This is a genomic window from Paenibacillus sp. 11B, from assembly GCF_030487755.1.
GTDB lineage: Bacteria > Bacillota > Bacilli > Paenibacillales > Paenibacillaceae > Paenibacillus > Paenibacillus vandeheii.
Genome location: NZ_JAUKNS010000007.1, coordinates 18,721 through 34,393, shown reverse-complemented (window position 1 = coordinate 34,393; position 15,673 = coordinate 18,721). Strand labels below are relative to the sequence as shown.

Sequence of the window (15,673 nt, the reverse complement as noted above, 5' to 3'; positions counted from 1 at the left end):
ATCGGTAGTATAATGACCACAAAGGAGCTTTCATCTTGAGATACTATGTTCAAGACCGCGGAGACCAGTTATCGATTGATCTCAGTCAGCAGTTTCATGCGCTGGCCAAAGAGGAAGGGTTTAAGCTGGATGCAGAATCGCCGGAGATTGTCATCTCCATCGGAGGCGATGGTACGATGCTGCAAGCATTTCACAATTTCATCGACCGCATCCCGGACATTGCTTTTGTTGGGGTTCATACAGGCCATCTCGGCTTTTATGCCGATTGGAAGAAGGAAGAATTGCGTGAATTGGTTCGATTGATGAGTGGTAAAGGAGACCCCGAACGACTCAAACCCCGAATTGTGGAGTATCCGCTGCTGGAGCTTGAGATTCGTAAAAAGTCGGGCAACACCTCTTATATCGCACTGAACGAATTTACGTTAAAAGGTGTAGACGGTACAGTCGTCGCGCAGGTCGACATTAACGACGTTACGTTTGAGATGTTCCGGGGAGACGGAATTTGTGTATCTACACCTTCGGGCAGTACGGCATACAACAAGGCGCTTGGCGGCGCCATGGTGCATCCCACGATCGAGGCTATTCAAATCGCCGAGATCGCTTCAATCAATAACCGCGTCTATCGGACGCTGGGTTCACCGGTTATTTTGCCCAAGCACCATCACTGTGATATCTTCTCACGCAAGGATCAGCGGTTATTGCTTACCATTGACCACGTAAACGTTATGGTGGAAGATCTCATATCGGTACGCTGTCAGGTGGCCCGCCATAAGGTCAGCTTTGCCCGTTTCCGTCCCTATCCGTTTTGGAACAGGGTTCGTACAGCTTTTTTGGACTAATCATATGCAAAAGAAAAAGCGGTCCTTTTCAGGAACCGCTTTTTGCTTTGGCTTGAGGCTGATCTTTGCTCTTCTGAAGTACAAAGTACGCACAGCCAAAGTTGCAATATTCATTGATATAGTCCACCATGCTGGAGATCGTGGAATCCTTCGTTGCTTTAGGATGGTTGTCCCGGTAAAAACCTTTCAACCGCAGCTGGCTGTAACCCCAGTCCCCAATAATGTAATCGTACCGCTCCAGCACTTCGCTGTAACGGTCACGGAAGACTTCAGGATTCCAGCCGTCTTTGTGGTTCTGCACAATTTCATAATTCTTTCCGCCGATTTGAACAATAACCGGTTCTTGGGGTTTGTCCTGTACAGGCTCCTGAACCGATTCCTGAATCTGTTCTGAACTTTTTTCTTCTTCCAAACCTGTCTCCTCCATCATGCGTGAGATGCTGATTTTTCCGTATTTTTCGCAGCGGATTTCACTTGTTCATGGGCGTGGTAGGAGCTGCGGACCATAGGTCCGGATTCGACGTGGCTGAATCCTCGCTTCAGTCCTTCCTGCTTCAATGCCGCGAACTCTTCTGGCGGATAATACTTCTCCACAAACAGATGCTTCTCTGATGGCTGCAAGTATTGACCAATCGTCATAATATCACAATCCACAGCACGCAGATCATCCATCGTTTGCAAAATTTCATGATATTCCTCACCTACACCAAGCATGATGCTCGATTTCGTTGGGATATTTGGCTGCATTTCCTTGGCACGAGCAAGCAGTTCGAGTGAACGCTTGTATTTCGCCTTGGCACGGACTTTGTCCGATAGCCGCTCTACTGTCTCGATGTTATGGTTCAAGATGTCCGGTTTGGCATCCATCACGATCTGCAAGGAATCCCGATCACCCAAAAAGTCCGGAATCAGCACTTCTACGCTGCATAAAGGCAAACGACGACGAACCGCCTTTACCGTCTCTGCAAAAATCGTTGCTCCTCCATCCTTCAGGTCGTCACGCGCTACACTCGTAATTACGCAGTGCTGAAGATTCATCTGTTCTGCTGCTTCTGCCACGCGTTCTGGTTCCTGCAGATCAAGTTCCGTTGGCAAGCCGGTATTCACCGCGCAAAAACGGCATGCCCGTGTGCAAATGTCGCCCAAAATCATAAATGTAGCCGTCCGATTGGCCCAACATTCGTAAATATTCGGGCACCGTGCTTCCTCACATACTGTATGCAGCGTTTTGGAACGCATCATCGTTTTCATTTCCTGATAGTTATCGCCGGTTGTCAATTTGATCCGAATCCAGTCCGGTTTCGGTTCTTTAACACGTTTAGCCAATGCATAAACCTTCTTTCTACTGAAGTTAGGCTGTTGCTCGGAACATATTATACCATGAAAGCGTTGGAAAAACCCCCATTTGTCACATCTTGTGCATTCATGTCTTACATGGATAAAATGAAGACTTTTGAAGAACGCTAGGTTATAGCTTGGTTCATCGGGCACCATGTGCATCATCTCAATGGAAAGGGGGCTGCTTCCCTGTGCAAGATGGCTTTACATCGCGGTTAACTTATTCCTTTTGGATCAAAACATTGCTTGCAGGCACACTGCTTCTCCCATTCTTGCCTGTTGATGTTTACGGTGAACCCACCGCCGCTGATTCCAAACCTCAGGCTGTAGAGCAGAAACCAGAGGACATTTTCGCTGCGCGCCGACATCTGTATGAAAGCATTGGTCAGATGACCCACATTCCCTGGTACAGGCTCGCGGCAATCGATCAATATGAACGAACGATCTCGCGTGCACATCCGAAGGATCGTAAACACCCGGAAAGGCTGACTGGCATATTCATGACCTCCCCAGCCTGGAGAGGCTGGCTAAATCCTGACGAGACGGATCAACATCCGGGTTCAATTGTCTTTTTTAATGGGTATGGTCGTGACGGTTCCGGTGACGGTGTAGCAGATGCCAATAACGATCTGGATGTACTTTACAGCATGGCCTCCATTATTCAGAATTATGGGACCAAGCCGGAGGACTTCAACATCGCTCTGTGGGAATATTATCATAACTCCAGAGCTGTGCAGCGCATTCAGCAATTCGCGAAATTATATGAGCATTTTGACAGCCTCAATCTGTTTGGACACGCCTTTCCCGTCCCGCTCGGAACCAACTATTCGTATCGCAGCACTTGGGGCACCAAACGCAGCTGGGGCGGGTACCGTATTCATGAAGGCACGGATATTTTTGCACCACATGGACTGCCTGTGCGCAGCACCTGTTACGGCGTTGTGGAAATCAAAGGCTGGAATCCGTTTGGCGGCTGGCGTATCGGCATTCGTGATTTGAACAACCATTACCACTATTACGCTCATTTATCGGGTTTTGATAAAAACGCTCATATCGGCGAAGTGGTTACCCCTGGTCAGATTTTGGGCTGGGTAGGCAGCTCAGGGTATGGAAAACCGGGTACCCAGGGCAAGTTCCCTCCTCATTTGCATTATGGCATCTATCGGGACAGTGGGTTACACGAATGGTCATTCGACCCCTATCCGCATCTGAGGCACTGGGAGCAGGAAGAACGTAAACAGAAGAAAGACAAAAACCAATGAGCTAAATCTGGATAAATGATGAAACTGCATATTTCACAATAAATGATGTTTAATGAAAAGCGGGACCTCCATTATAGAGGCCCCGTTTTTTTATTCAATATTTGCCTTTGATTCATTAGTGGTTCACATCCACGTCAAGCTGCAATCCCGCATTTGGATCTGACAAATCCGGCTCAACCTCCAGTCCATTTCCGTTCAGACCGTTTGCTGGAGCCTGCTGTTGATTGGGAGAGGTTGAATTAGGCGTCCCTCCATGACCACTGGACACACCCGTCTGACCTGATGGCAGTGCTATAGCGGGTGCATTGCTGCCGTTGCTGCCCACCGGCTTGCCCTGATTATCGTAGTAGTACATTGGCACATCGCCTACTACCAGCAGGTAGGATATCGGAATTTCCGTATCAACGGTCTCAGGTTCCATGTCAAAGGGCACCACCACCGCTACTTCGGCAATGATGTGAATGTACACTTCCACCAGAATCATGTTAATTCCCGCATTCTGCTGACGTGTGTTCAGATCCACCTTAACGGCTCCCTGAGGCTCAATACGAACCGGTATACTTGGACCAAAGGAGGCCAGTACCGGACTACCCAACGCCTGCCCCAGCGGAATTTTTTCTTTTAACATATGCACGTTCTGCAAAGTGGACTGCACAATGTTCATCGTACTAGCGGTGATCCGCATATGCTCATCGTAATTCAGCATAAATCCGGACACTTTCCCAGCCGTATCGGTTTTCCAGTCGATCAGTCCTTCGGTGGATTTGCCTTCGGAAACCTGCGCTGTAATGGCCTTGTTGATCGCTTCCGTTGCAATTTGCTTTACTCTGATCTTGGCCAGATGCATGATGGGCGGTTTCATTTTCTTATCGACATAAGCAAAACCCTGCATCAAACAGAACGCTGTTACCAATACGATAATCAACCACATTTTGCGCCTGCCACTTGGCGGCTTGCGGCGTCTTCGGCTTCGCCATCGTCTTCTCATCATCGGGCGTCCCTCCCCTGCGGGATGAGCTATAGGCTATATACTATCCTTATGCACTGTTGTTCCGAAAAAGAAGGACAGCACCTGCTCGTACGCGGATATCATCATGCACAACCAAAAAAGCCTTCCGCCAGCAGATTTGGTCTGCAAAACGGAAGGCTTTTTTATGGAATATGGCTCTGAGAAATTCAGGCCACTGTCCACATTTTATTATTTCGGAACGGATTCCCAATCTTTGAGGAAGCGCTCAATGCCGCTGTCAGTCAGTGGGTGTTTCCACAATGTTGGCAGGAGCGAGCCCGGAATAGTGGCGATATGCGCACCGGAAAGTGCTGCATCCTCCACATGTTTGATATTACGAATGCTTGCTGCAATAATTTCGGAAGGCAGATCGTACGTATCCAGAATGAGACGCAGATCTCGAATTAGCTTCATGCCATCCACCGCAATATCATCCAGACGGCCAACAAATGGACTGATGTACGTTGCACCAGCTTTCGCCGCCATCAGACCCTGTGCTGCAGAGAAGATCAGCGTTACATTCGTTTTAATTCCTTTTTGAGTCAGTTCATGACAAGCATAGAGTCCATCTTCGGTCATCGGTAGTTTAATCACTACATTCGGTGCCCACTCAGCAATTTCATAAGCTTCCTTCAACATATCCTCGGCTTTAAGTCCGATCACTTCAGCACTGACCGGGCCTTTCACAACGCCACAGATCTCCTGAATCACTTCTTTAAATACGCGACCTTCTTTGGCAATCAAAGACGGGTTGGTGGTGACTCCATCTACCAGACCAAGACGTTCGATCCGTTTGATTTCTTCAACATTACCTGTATCCAAGAAAAATTTCATGATATGTTCCCTCCACTTGATGAATTTTGTAAACAGCTATACTTATCATTACCCGATTATCCGTATATGTTAACAGTTATATATGAATTAATTTTTTTCTACAGCGTGGCCGCCGAATTCATTACGCAATGCTGCGACAACTTTACCTGTGAATGTGTCTGTTTCCAGGGAACGATAACGCATCAACAGGGACAAGGCGATAACTGGCGTAGCAGTTTGCAGGTCAAATGCTGTTTCAACTGTCCAACGTCCTTCACCGGAAGAATGCATAACCCCTTTGATTTCATCCAGGTTCGCATCTTTGGAGAATGCACGCTCTGTCAATTCCATCAACCAAGAACGGATAACGGAACCGTTGTTCCATACACGAGCCACTTTTTCGAAGTCGAAATCAAAGCCGCTTTTCTCCAATACGTCGAAGCCTTCACCAATGGAAGCCATCATACCGTACTCGATACCGTTGTGAACCATTTTCAGGAAGTGACCGCTACCTGCTTTACCAGCATACAGGTAACCATTTTCAACGGAAGTATCCTTGAACGCAGGCTCAACTACTGCCCAAGCCTCAGGATCGCCACCGATCATGTAACATGCGCCATTACGCGCGCCTTCCATACCACCGGATGTACCAGCATCCATGTAGTGAATGCCTTTAGGTTTCATTTCTTCGTAACGACGGATGGACTCTTTGTAGTGTGAGTTACCCGCTTCAATGATGATGTCGCCTTGGGACAACAGTGGGCTTACTTCAGCCAGTACAGCGTCAACCACGTTATGGGGAACCATGATCCACAATACACGTGGGGATTCAAGGGAAGCCACCATTTCTGCATAGGAAGATACACCTGTTGCGCCGTATTCTTTCATTTCATTTACAGCTTCAGCGTTAAGGTCAAAAGCAACCACTTCATGCTTGTGGTCAATCAGGTTTCTACCCAAGTTCAATCCCATTTTACCTAATCCAATAAGTCCAAGTTTCATTGCTAAGTTCCTCCTGTTATGAACATTTCTAATTTTATCTGGCCAATTCCAAAATAAGTGCTTAACCATGTGGCGCAGCAGCCGTTCCGGTTACGAATCGTTCTTTCGATCGCTGTTGTCTCCATTTTTTTTGATTAATAATGTTAATTCTTAAAATATAGAGACAAAGGCGAACGCTTCGCTTCTTCAGAATCGATTTCGTCCCCTTCACTACTCGCGCGTAATTGTTATGAACTGATTTAGATTGAGCCGCTAATCTATATCAAAAATTTTCGCTGCCTTCCGGGTATTACCGGAAGGACTTATGCAAAATTGGAACGGTGTACTTTATTAAAATTTGCATATTATCGAGCAAAACGAATTGTACGTTATTTTTTCATATGCTCACTTTTTCGTTTCACTTACCACCAACGGTAGCCGTTCTCTGCGATCAGACGATCTGCTGACTCAGGTCCTTGCGAACCTGCGCTGTACGTATCCAGTGGCACACTGCCTTCCTGGAATGCTTCCAGGATCGGTTGTACCCACTGCCAAGCCAGTTCAACTTCGTTCCAGTGAGCGAAGAATGTAGAATCGCCACGCATTGCGTCAAAGATCAGGTTTTCGTAAGCTTCTGGAATGTTGCGCTCACCTGAGTTGAAGTTCATATGCATTGGTTCCACTTCGCCTTGGTTGAGTGGGTTTTTCGCATTCAATTGAAGCGAGATACTTTCCTTCGGACCAATTTCAATCGTCAGCAGGTTAGGCTCCGTTGTATTTTCGGATTCATGACCTGTTTTGAGTGGAGCCTTGAATTCAACAACAATTCTGGTCGATTTTTCAGCCAGGCGTTTGCCTGTACGAATGTAAATTGGAACTTCGCTCCAGAATGGATCATCGATCCACAGTCTTGCGGCAACATATGTCTCGTTCTGAGAACCAGCTGGAATGCCAGGCTCGTCCAAATATCCAACAACAGGAGTACCTTGCAGTTCGCCTGCTCCATATTGGGCACGAACGACTTCGGATGCGATATTCTCTTTCGTCAATGGACGAAGAGCTTCAGCGATCTTCTGCTTTTTGAATTGAATTTCTTCAGGTGTGCAGCGTTTTGGCAGATGCAAACCAATCATCATCAGCAATTGAAGCATATGGTTTTGGAACATGTCACGAAGGGCACCGCTTTGGTCGTAATACGCGGCACGTTCTTCCACGCCAACCGTTTCACTCGCCGTAATCTGTACATTGGCAATGTAACGGTTGGACCACAAAGCCTGAATGACCGGATTTGCGTAGGTAAGAGTTTCAATATTTTGTACCATCGGTTTACCAAGGAAATGGTCAATACGGTAAATTTCTTCTTCTGCAAAAGTATTGCTGAGTTTCTCATTCAGTTCACGCGCAGATTGCAGATCGTGTCCGAATGGTTTTTCGATGATGAGTTTCTTCCAGCCTTTGGTGTTACCCAAGCCGCTTTCTTGAATGTTCAGGGCGATGGGCTCAAAGAATTCCGGTGCTACCGACATGTAGAACATGCGATTTTCGGGAATATTCAGCTCTTGTTCACGCTTCTGAACCAGTTCCAGCAATTTGGTGTAATCTTCAAGCTTCGTATTATTTAAAGAACAATAACGGAAAGCTCCAATGAAATCGCGAACCTGAGCTTCTTCTTCCGGTGTTTGACGGGAGAAGGTATGCAGTGACTTTTCAACATTCGCTTGGAAGTCAGCATCCGACAATTCGCGCCGTCCAAGACCGATAACGGAGAAGGATTTTGGCATTTTTGAATCGATGTACAAATTATATAGTGCAGGATAAATCTTGCGTTTGGCTAAATCGCCTGTTGCCCCGAAGAGGACAAATGTCATTGCGTCCATTGGAGTGCCTCCTGTGATCTGTGCAGTATAGTATATGATGATGCAAAATGTTCAAATCCAAGCATGACAAAAGACGGAATTAGTGGGGGAGTTCCCCGCCTTACCTCCGCTTGTGTATCCGACCTGAATTAAACATGGAACATTCCTTCTCTCCACAACCTTAATCAAGGTTATAAATTGTAACCAATTGAATTGACGTTACCCATATTACACCTGTCGTCACAATTCGTCAACAATCGTGTCCAACCTGTGAACACCAGTGTTTATAGGGTTTTTATTTAATGTTAACGCTTTATGTGGTAACATTAAGAACAATTGGTATGTGACATTTTACACATAGGGCTTGTGGACACTCAGGTTACAATAAGTATACTAATGCTATAATAAGCATAACTAAACCAAAGGAGCACTTATTATGAGCGATGATGAGAATGCCAAGCAAATATGCGAAAAGGTGGAACAGTCTTATCAGATCATTGGCCGGAAATGGGTAGCCCTCATTATTCATACATTAATGGAAGAACCCAAACGATTCAGTGAAATTCACGCTTATATCCCGGACCTGAGCAAACGGGTACTTAATGAACGGATGAAGGAACTGGAGGAAGAGGGACTGGTCGTGCGTCATGTGGTTACGGAGCGCCCTGTTCGGACAGAATATATGTTGTCCCGCAAAGGCACAGAACTGGGGCGCGCATTAAGCGCCGTGGAACGATGGGCCGATAAGTGGCTGTAGCACTACTGACGCAACTTTTATTAACATCAGCAGTTACCCTCATGTGATTTAATGTCTGCTGCTGCGTTCAAAATGCTGCCGATACTGTAGCGGAGTGGTTCCCGCCGACTTGCGAAATAATTGAATGAAATAAGATCCATTGGGAAATCCAGCCCGTCTGCCAACCTCATCAACGGGAAGAGTTGTCGTTTCCAGCAGAAGATAAGCCTGCTTGAGTCTTCGGGCTGTGACGTAGTCCGTAATACTGCTTCCTGTTTCTTGCTGAAAGATACGGGAAGCATAAGACTTGGATAAATGAATATCATTCGCCATATGATCCAGTCTGATTTCATCTATGTAGTGCTCTTCAATCCAATGCATCATCTTCTCCGCATGCCTTAATTGACGTGATTCGACCAAGTGTGGTTGACTCGCCTGTTCCCCATCATTTTGTTGATCCATAACATTCAATAGTTGTAGCAAAAACAGCACCGATTCCTCCCATTCTCCCCCAACCCGACTGCGTGACTGGTGATAACTTCTGTATACCCAATCCAGCTGATCCATAGATGAACTTAAATCAAAAACCTGCTGTTGATTTCTTCCTTTCCACAACCTCGAAAAAAAAGCACGGCGATGGGGGAACGCTTCCAAATATCGATCCATTACAATCGGTTCTACATAGAAAATATTCCTTTCATACGGAGTATCTGGATGAACCTCGGCATAGACATGATGCAGCTGATATGGCTGAAAAAAGAAGAGCATGCCTTTACGAATGGGATAGGTATGATTATTCAAAACCACAATGCCTTGCCCTTCATGGACATAGAGGATTTCCCCACATTGATGCCAATGATAGTATCCTTTGAAGTCTTTCACCGATTTAATTTGATAATCCCATACCAAAGTATTCCCTTCGAATTCCACACGTTCAAACACTCTCGTTCCCCCTTCTTCACAATGACAACAGAGCAACATTTCTTCATATCCTAACACAACTTTTAAGGTTTTTAAAAAGATATAATCTCCTTATAGGAAAGCGTTATCTTTACTTTCTAATTAAACCTAAGGAGGTTATCTCATGGCCAAGGCAGAATCCACTGTAACTACGACATATTGGCAGGAAGTCATGCAGAAGCTGGAAAACAAATTGCCCGAGTTGAAAAATAATATTAGGGATAAATGTCCTCATTTTGCCGGCGATGATGGCAAGTATGATAACATCAATACCGATTGGTGGGTTTCAGGTTTCTGGCCGGGTATGCTGTGGATTATGTACGATATGACAGGAGAGGAAAGCTATCGGGAGGCGGCATGGTCGTGGGATGAAACGTTGGAGCAATGGTTTATAAAACCGACCGCAGAGCTTCATCATGATGTCGGTTTCCAGTTTCTCTCAACTGCTGTCATCAAACACAAAATTACAGGGGATGAGGACGCACGTAGACGTGGTCTGGAAGCAGCCAATTTCCTTGCAGGACGCTATAATCCAGCAGGCAAATTCATTCATGCGTGGAATGAAGACAAATATGGCTGGGCAATCATTGATTGCATGATGAATATCTCTTTGTTGTTCTGGGCTTCAGAAGTGACGGGAGACCCCCGCTACAAACATATTGCCATTAGTCATGCAGAGACGACGATGCAATATGGTGTTCGTGAAGACGGATCAACCAAACATATCCTTTCCTTTGACCCGGAGGATGGTCGTTATATTGAATGTTTTGGCGGACAGGGATATGCTCCTGAATCCTCTTGGAGTCGTGGTACCTCATGGGGGTTATATGGATTCGCTAATACGTATCGTTATACCCAGGATGAGCGTTTCCTGAACACAGCGAAACGGATTGCACATTACTTTATTGCTGCGCTGCCAGAGGATCATGTACCTTACTGGGATTTCAGACTTCCTTCTCTGGATGGTCAATCCCGGGACAGCTCTGCCGCAGCAATCGCCGCATCCGGTCTGCTGGAGCTGGCCGCCGTCGTTCCTGAAGGCGAAAAACGCCTCTACGCAGATGCAGCCGAACGAATTCTGCGCTCCTTAACAGAGAACTATGCGGTCTGGGATCAGCCAGAGCATGAATCGATTTTGCTGCACGCCACAGGCAGCGGCAATTCCTTCATCGATGTTTCCCTGATCTATGGAGATTATTATTATCTGGAAGCCATCGCGAAGTTGAATGGATGGAAAAATCGGGTGTATTGATTTTGTTTTGTGAGTAGAATTCCATCAAATGAGTCCAGATCTCACAATATCTGTGGATCTGGCCTCATTTGATGTTATACAACTAAGACTCGAACTTGCCCCCCAGGGTAATACTCAAATCCTCGAAGTTCTCCACCGCCTTCTTTTTTTCATAAAAGTGCACCGCATGTTGCATCATCCCTTCCCTTGTATAAAAAGCATCCTCCACCTTCAAAGGGAAAGTTACCTTCTCTCCAGTACTGGACGATTTATATATCCCTACGATCAACTCCAGCGTATTTCGACCACTTTGTCCATCCACCAAAAGGGGTGATCCAGTCACAATCGCGTCTAGCACATTCTCCACTTGCCCGGCATGTCCTGCATGAATAACATCAGGTAATTCGTCAGCGAGTTTCTGAATTTGTTGTTCCAGTTCTGTATTCGATTCCGGAAATCCGTTACTCCGAGCCGTTGAAGCAATGACCTTCCAAGGTGCAGATACCATTGCTTCTTTGCCCTGAAAAATCAACTGCTGTTCCTCTCCGTGGTGTACCACGGAGCTGGTAATCATACCAAGTGCTCCTTCTTGGAAACGAAGCATCGCCATGGAAATATCCTCTACTTCGGCATTATCATGTGACGTATTCGCCATCATGGCCTGCAATTCCACAGGGGGACCCATCATCCAAAGCATGGCATCAATATGATGGACCGCATGATTAAGTGTACAACCGCCGCCTTCTTTTTCCCATGTACCACGCCACCACAGATCATAATAACTATGGCCTCGCCACCAGAACGAATCGACCTGTACGTGGACAATGGGACCCATAAGTTTGCTATCCAGCACATCTTTGAGTTTCATCATCGGTGTCGTAAAACGATTCTGCGCCACAACTGACAGCAACTTACCACTCTCTTGTGCCGCTTCCAGCATCATATCCGCTTCTTGTAGGGAAGAGGCCATGGGTTTTTCGACCAACACATGCGTACCACCATGAAGAAAATCACATGTGATCGGTGCATGTGTGTACGGAGGGGTACAGATCGAGACCAAATCAATGTTTTGATCCAGTAATTCATGGTAATCGGTAACAGCTTGTGCCCCCTCCAATCCATAATCGTTAATTCGCTTCTGTGCTTTTTCCGCGTACATATCCACTACAGCTACGATCTGGCATCGTTCAGGAAATGCCAAATACGCTGTAATATGCGCTGTACTGATTGCGCCTGCTCCAATAATGGCCACTTTCAACATCGATGCATACCTCCCTTTTCCCTTCACAATACACAATAATAAAGCGCTTTTATGCGTTCATCTTGTGATAAAATAAAACTATATTGCGCTCTTGAAGAGGAGGCATTCCTAATGCCCATCATCACCGAAGATCAATTTAATTTGGCATACCGTCGTACCTCCACGACTGCATTTCGAGAGGTTTTTCACGCTCATTCACAGATAGAGATCACGTATATTCATGATGGATATGGACAGTTGATAACAGAGGGACAGGCATTCCACCTCGAACCGGGTACACTGGTGATTTTCCGTCCATTTCAACTGCATCAGATTCTGATTCAAGTCACGAAAGAGCATCCCTTTATTCGCAGCGTACTAATGTATGAGCCGCACCTGCTGAATCCCCACTCTCGGCAATTTGCCGTTTCCAATCGTTTTACAATGGACCTTCTCGGGCAAACTTCTCCGCTTCAACCGATCCGTCTTGCCGCTTCATCCCCGCTAGTTCAGATGATTGAGCAATTTGCCGATATTCTGCCTACGTTGCTTCCACATGAAGCGGAAGAAGATACACGACTCTTTTTACTTGCACTGCTCGCACAGCTTCGCTACCTTTGGAAAGACAGGCAGTATCCCAGCTCTAATACGCTCCCAAAAAGTCCTCCCGTTCTGCATCCTCATGCCGAAGCTGTCATGCAGTGGATTGAAGAGCATTTCAATGAAGCTTTTCGTCTGGAAGATATCGCAGACACTCTGCATCTCTCGCCTTATCATCTGTCCCATATATTTAAAAAAGCTACCGGTACCACCATCGTTGCTTACGCTCAGGCCACCCGTATTCGGCATGCTTGCGTGTTACTCACGAGCACCACACATACTGTTCCGGAAATAGGCCACCGTGTAGGTATGTCCAGCCCATCTTACTTTTGCAAAGTTTTCCGCAATGCAACAGGCACCACGCCGCATCAGTATCGACTTAATGTGCAGAGCAGATAAGAAGATATCCTACAAAACGAAAGGAGCAAAAGGAATGGCTTCCTTCGCTCCTCCGCTTCCTTAACATTGTTAAGTTACTCGCCCGGCTGGCGTACATCCAGTCCCAACTTCTCCAAGAAGGGATAAATCTGCTCGCGTACCTGCTGCAGTTCTTCCTTCTGCTTTGCAGACAACCGATCTTCATGAATGCTTCCATCCTGATCCATCACCATGGCTTCATATTGCTTCATCTGTTCATACAACAGCTTGAACTCGGTAAACTGCTCCTTGGAAAACTTCGTCTCTGCCATTGCTAACTGTTCCTCCCAAAATTGCTCTTGGGCTAAAGGTTCTTTTGGAGAGTCTACACTTGCTGCTTCCAACTTTTCGAAAAAAGGTTCCAGTTCTGCAGTAAGACGTTTAAACTCCATCTGTTCTGTGACACTCCATTGCTCGGGGTGCAGCTCACCTTTTTGATCCGCATACTTCAAAGCCATTTGCCCCATTTGCTTCATCAGACCCATAAATTGATTGAATTCCTCTGCGCTTAAATATGCCTTGGCTGTCTGCAGCTTTGCTTCCAGTCTCATATAATCCTCTGATGTTCCACCCACCGCTGATATATTCTGCTGTGAACCATACATTCCGTCAACAAGAAAGGTATACCCCGCATAAGCTCCCGTAGGAATGATGAGTACAGCAGCCAGCAGCATAGTAACTAGCCATTTTTTTCGATGGTTTTTGAGACGTGATTCACTTCGAATCGCATTCATGACTTTATGTTTTGTTCTCTCAGGAATGTTCCAATCTTTCGTGTCTTCCTGGAAGGATGCTCGCAACTGTTCATCTAGATTCATGCAGTTCCTCCACCTTTCCCCGAATACCCGGATTTAACTTCTGATTCTGCCTCAGCTTGGTTAATGCCGCATGAATACGTGATTTCACCGTTCCTAGTGGAATTCCCAATATGCATGAAATCTCCTCTTGTGTGTACTCGTTCAAATAGTGAAGAGTGATGGCCTGCTGCAGCTTGTACGGCAATCGGTGCACCTGTTCGAGCAGAGGACGATTTGCGAGTTTGTTGATTAATTCACCGGAAAAATCATACTCCAGCCCCGTATCAGACTTCTCCATCCGCTTGTTAAAACGAAACTGCGTCAATCGTCTACGCCGGTAACTTCGGACCTGCCGCATCGTCACACCCATTAACCATGGACGAAACGCTCTCTCCGAATCGTAACGCTCTAATGACCTGTATGCCTGAATATAGATTTCCTGTACCAAGTCTTCAGCTTCAGAAGGGTCACGAATCAGAAAACGAACAGTTCGATACACATCCATCACCGTCAGCTCATATAACTCGCCATAAGCTTCATAGTCCCCAGCCCGGGTTAAATCCACAAGTTTTATGTACTTTTCCGCCTCACTCATTATCCATCCCCTTCCTCCTTACACTATAATATTGGCATACCAGCTCCATATCGTTCGATTTATTTATTTCAACTTTCCATGACCAAGCAAAAAAAGCCTATTCCTCACTCATCGTTCGAGTTGGAATAAGCTTATATCTTTCACTTATACGATATTGAAGTAAATTATTCATGGGCTAAACCATCCGCTGCCTCATCGCCTCGAACAACAAAATCGTGGCTGCCATCGCGGCATTAAGCGACTCAGCCTGTCCCTGCATCGGAATCGTAATCGCATCATCCACCAGCCGTGCCGTGGATTCTGATATGCCCTTTCCCTCATTACCGATCACTAGCCACACTGATTGTGTAAAGTCATAGCTGTAGCAGGAATACTCTGCCTGCAAAGACGTACTAACCAACTTTACACCCGCAGCCTTCGCTTCAGGCAGCAATGATTCTAACTGTCCTTCTACGATTGGCAAATGGAACAATGACCCCATCGTCGAACGAATCGTTTTCGGATTATAGACATCGGCACAACCCGCACCGAGCACTACACCTGCCGCTCCTGCTGCATCCGCACTGCGAATGATCGTTCCTACATTACCAGGGTCCTGCACATTGTCCAATACCACGACTAACCCCTTGGAAGAAGACAACAAGCTTTGCAGCGGCTCACGACCTTTATGTACAACGGCAAATACAGGCTGGGGTGTCATCGTATCCGTACACTTGGCAATAACCGCAGGAGATACACTGACCCATTCCACACGCTGAAGTGGAGCCTCCAGTCCAGCCAGTTCCTTGGGTACACCCTGCTCCCCATCGTAAACGACACATTCCAGATCTGCCCCGGCACGCAGCGCTTCCTGTACGAGATGAATGCCTTCAATAATATATTTATGTTGACGGGTACGATGCTTTTTCTCCAGCAGCTGTGCCCATTCCTTCACACGTGTATTTTGCGGTGATACAATATCCATCTTTCCATCCTTCCCGTCTGCGGGATTTTTTATCA

Annotated in this window: 16 protein-coding genes; 5 read left to right on the top strand and 11 right to left on the bottom strand. The window is 46.4% G+C overall.

Annotated elements, in window-relative coordinates:
• The first annotated feature begins 35 nt into the window (after nucleotides 1-35).
• A complete protein-coding gene (locus tag Q0V21_RS25980) occupies nucleotides 36-839 on the top strand; it encodes an NAD kinase (RefSeq protein ID WP_024634403.1) in 804 nt (267 codons plus the stop codon).
• A gap of 28 nt (nucleotides 840-867) precedes the next feature.
• Here the strand turns inward: Q0V21_RS25980 and Q0V21_RS25975 are convergent, their stop codons facing one another.
• The gene (locus Q0V21_RS25975; protein WP_236642253.1) at nucleotides 868-1,251 is read right to left on the bottom strand and encodes a YutD family protein; all 384 of its coding nucleotides are present in this window, start codon (nucleotides 1,249-1,251) and stop codon (nucleotides 868-870) included.
• Nucleotides 1,252-1,265: 14 nt separating this feature from the next.
• The gene (gene lipA, locus Q0V21_RS25970; protein ID WP_024634402.1) at nucleotides 1,266-2,165 is read right to left on the bottom strand and encodes a lipoyl synthase; all 900 of its coding nucleotides are present in this window, start codon (nucleotides 2,163-2,165) and stop codon (nucleotides 1,266-1,268) included.
• Between the two features lie 254 nt (nucleotides 2,166-2,419).
• Between lipA and Q0V21_RS25965 the strand changes: the two genes are divergently transcribed.
• Nucleotides 2,420-3,439: a M23 family metallopeptidase gene (locus Q0V21_RS25965; protein WP_443146352.1), complete on the top strand. Its 1,020-nt coding sequence runs from the start codon at nucleotides 2,420-2,422 to the stop codon at nucleotides 3,437-3,439.
• A gap of 115 nt (nucleotides 3,440-3,554) precedes the next feature.
• Here Q0V21_RS25965 and yunB read toward each other — a convergent pair whose 3' ends face one another.
• From yunB to zwf, 4 genes are all read right to left on the bottom strand, one after another.
• Entirely contained in the window at nucleotides 3,555-4,430 is an 876-nt protein-coding gene (gene yunB, locus Q0V21_RS25960; protein WP_301881234.1) for a sporulation protein YunB, read from the bottom strand.
• 207 nt (nucleotides 4,431-4,637) lie between these two features.
• The gene (gene fsa / locus Q0V21_RS25955; RefSeq protein ID WP_024632668.1) at nucleotides 4,638-5,282 is read right to left on the bottom strand and encodes a fructose-6-phosphate aldolase; all 645 of its coding nucleotides are present in this window, start codon (nucleotides 5,280-5,282) and stop codon (nucleotides 4,638-4,640) included.
• 87 nt (nucleotides 5,283-5,369) lie between these two features.
• Nucleotides 5,370-6,263 (bottom strand): phosphogluconate dehydrogenase (NAD(+)-dependent, decarboxylating), encoded by an 894-nt coding sequence (gnd, locus tag Q0V21_RS25950; RefSeq protein WP_301881233.1) that lies wholly within the window; start codon nucleotides 6,261-6,263, stop codon nucleotides 5,370-5,372.
• Nucleotides 6,264-6,664: 401 nt separating this feature from the next.
• Nucleotides 6,665-8,119, bottom strand: coding sequence for a glucose-6-phosphate dehydrogenase (gene zwf / locus Q0V21_RS25945; RefSeq protein ID WP_285078490.1), 1,455 nt, complete (start codon nucleotides 8,117-8,119; stop codon nucleotides 6,665-6,667).
• A gap of 415 nt (nucleotides 8,120-8,534) precedes the next feature.
• Here zwf and Q0V21_RS25940 point away from each other — a divergent pair, with 415 nt between their 5' ends.
• Nucleotides 8,535-8,855 (top strand): winged helix-turn-helix transcriptional regulator, encoded by a 321-nt coding sequence (locus Q0V21_RS25940; RefSeq protein ID WP_024632671.1) that lies wholly within the window; start codon nucleotides 8,535-8,537, stop codon nucleotides 8,853-8,855.
• 48 nt (nucleotides 8,856-8,903) lie between these two features.
• Here Q0V21_RS25940 and Q0V21_RS25935 read toward each other — a convergent pair whose 3' ends face one another.
• A complete protein-coding gene (locus tag Q0V21_RS25935) occupies nucleotides 8,904-9,776 on the bottom strand; it encodes a helix-turn-helix domain-containing protein (RefSeq protein ID WP_179132773.1) in 873 nt (290 codons plus the stop codon).
• A gap of 142 nt (nucleotides 9,777-9,918) precedes the next feature.
• On the opposite strand from Q0V21_RS25935, the gene Q0V21_RS25930 reads away from it, so the two are divergent.
• Complete coding sequence (locus Q0V21_RS25930) at nucleotides 9,919-11,046, top strand: glycoside hydrolase family 88 protein (RefSeq protein WP_301881228.1); 1,128 nt, start codon at nucleotides 9,919-9,921, stop codon at nucleotides 11,044-11,046.
• Between the two features lie 82 nt (nucleotides 11,047-11,128).
• On the opposite strand, the gene Q0V21_RS25925 is transcribed toward Q0V21_RS25930, so the two are convergent.
• Nucleotides 11,129-12,286, bottom strand: coding sequence for a Gfo/Idh/MocA family protein (locus Q0V21_RS25925; protein ID WP_301881227.1), 1,158 nt, complete (start codon nucleotides 12,284-12,286; stop codon nucleotides 11,129-11,131).
• A 111-nt stretch (nucleotides 12,287-12,397) separates the two neighbouring features.
• Between Q0V21_RS25925 and Q0V21_RS25920 the strand changes: the two genes are divergently transcribed.
• Nucleotides 12,398-13,264 (top strand): AraC family transcriptional regulator, encoded by an 867-nt coding sequence (locus Q0V21_RS25920; protein WP_301881226.1) that lies wholly within the window; start codon nucleotides 12,398-12,400, stop codon nucleotides 13,262-13,264.
• 74 nt (nucleotides 13,265-13,338) lie between these two features.
• On the opposite strand, the gene Q0V21_RS25915 is transcribed toward Q0V21_RS25920, so the two are convergent.
• From Q0V21_RS25915 to Q0V21_RS25905, 3 genes are all read right to left on the bottom strand, one after another.
• The gene (locus tag Q0V21_RS25915; protein WP_301881224.1) at nucleotides 13,339-14,100 is read right to left on the bottom strand and encodes a DUF3600 domain-containing protein; all 762 of its coding nucleotides are present in this window, start codon (nucleotides 14,098-14,100) and stop codon (nucleotides 13,339-13,341) included.
• Entirely contained in the window at nucleotides 14,087-14,674 is a 588-nt protein-coding gene (locus Q0V21_RS25910) for a sigma-70 family RNA polymerase sigma factor (RefSeq protein ID WP_301881223.1), read from the bottom strand. The genes Q0V21_RS25915 and Q0V21_RS25910 overlap by 14 nt, the downstream gene beginning before the upstream one ends.
• A gap of 175 nt (nucleotides 14,675-14,849) precedes the next feature.
• Nucleotides 14,850-15,638 (bottom strand): TrmH family RNA methyltransferase, encoded by a 789-nt coding sequence (locus tag Q0V21_RS25905; RefSeq protein WP_301881220.1) that lies wholly within the window; start codon nucleotides 15,636-15,638, stop codon nucleotides 14,850-14,852.
• Between the last annotated feature and the right edge of the window lie 35 nt (nucleotides 15,639-15,673).

Bases quoted from the DNA above. Each gene is read 5' to 3' on its own strand.
- yunB (WP_301881234.1), bottom strand. From the start codon at position 4,430: ATGATGAGAAGACGATGGCGAAGCCGAAGACGCCGCAAGCCGCCAAGT.
- fsa (WP_024632668.1), bottom strand. From the start codon at position 5,282: ATGAAATTTTTCTTGGATACAGGTAATGTTGAAGAAATCAAACGGATC.
- gnd (WP_301881233.1), bottom strand. From the start codon at position 6,263: ATGAAACTTGGACTTATTGGATTAGGTAAAATGGGATTGAACTTGGGT.
- zwf (WP_285078490.1), bottom strand. From the start codon at position 8,119: ATGGACGCAATGACATTTGTCCTCTTCGGGGCAACAGGCGATTTAGCC.
- Q0V21_RS25940 (WP_024632671.1), top strand. From the start codon at position 8,535: ATGAGCGATGATGAGAATGCCAAGCAAATATGCGAAAAGGTGGAACAG.
- Q0V21_RS25930 (WP_301881228.1), top strand. From the start codon at position 9,919: ATGGCCAAGGCAGAATCCACTGTAACTACGACATATTGGCAGGAAGTC.
- Q0V21_RS25925 (WP_301881227.1), bottom strand. From the start codon at position 12,286: ATGTTGAAAGTGGCCATTATTGGAGCAGGCGCAATCAGTACAGCGCAT.
- Q0V21_RS25920 (WP_301881226.1), top strand. From the start codon at position 12,398: ATGCCCATCATCACCGAAGATCAATTTAATTTGGCATACCGTCGTACC.
- Q0V21_RS25915 (WP_301881224.1), bottom strand. From the start codon at position 14,100: ATGAATCTAGATGAACAGTTGCGAGCATCCTTCCAGGAAGACACGAAA.
- Q0V21_RS25910 (WP_301881223.1), bottom strand. From the start codon at position 14,674: ATGAGTGAGGCGGAAAAGTACATAAAACTTGTGGATTTAACCCGGGCT.
- Q0V21_RS25905 (WP_301881220.1), bottom strand. From the start codon at position 15,638: ATGGATATTGTATCACCGCAAAATACACGTGTGAAGGAATGGGCACAG.